General features: G+C 65.7%; 1 pseudogene. It reads right to left on the bottom strand.

The window, feature by feature from the left end:
* Positions 1–685, bottom strand: a pseudogene (gene adh, locus ACFSJC_RS19990) (aldehyde dehydrogenase); the annotation flags it as partial.

The following is a 685-nucleotide window of genomic DNA, read 5'->3' as shown; positions in this document are numbered from 1 at the left end:
GTACTGCATGATCAGCCGCCCGGTGCTGGTCTCCCCGGTGAAGGCGACCTTGTTGATGCGCTTGTTGGTCGCCAGCGGCTTGCCCGCCTCCACACCGAAGCCGTTGACGATGTTGAGCACGCCGGGCGGCAGCAGATCCTGAATCAGCTCGGCGACCACCAATATGCCGACCGGCGTCTGTTCGGCCGGCTTGAGCACCACGCAGTTGCCGGCGGCGATCGCCGGAGCCAGCTTCCAGGCCGCCATCAGGATCGGGAAGTTCCAGGGGATGATTTGCCCGACCACGCCGAGCGGTTCGTGGAAGTGATAGGCGACCGTGTCCTTGTCGATCTCGCAGATCGAACCCTCCTGGGCACGGATACAACCGGCGAAATAGCGGAAATGATCGACCGCCAGCGGGATATCGGCGGCCATGGTCTCGCGGATCGGCTTGCCGTTGTCCCAGGTCTCGGAGAGCGCGATCAGCTCCAGGTTCTGCTCCATGCGATCGGCGATCTTGAGCAGGACATTGGAGCGCTCGGCCGGCGAGGTGTGACCCCAGCCCTCCTTGGCGCGGTGGGCGGCATCCAGTGCCAGCTCGATGTCGGCGGCGGACGAGCGCGGGATCTCGCAGAACACCTTGCCGTCGACCGGCGAGACGTTCTCGAAATAGCGCCCCTCGACCGGCGCCACCCACTCGCCGCCG

This window comes from Thiorhodococcus fuscus (assembly GCF_042682685.1).
Lineage (GTDB): Bacteria > Pseudomonadota > Gammaproteobacteria > Chromatiales > Chromatiaceae > Imhoffiella > Imhoffiella fuscus.
This window is presented reverse-complemented; position numbering and strand designations above follow the sequence as displayed.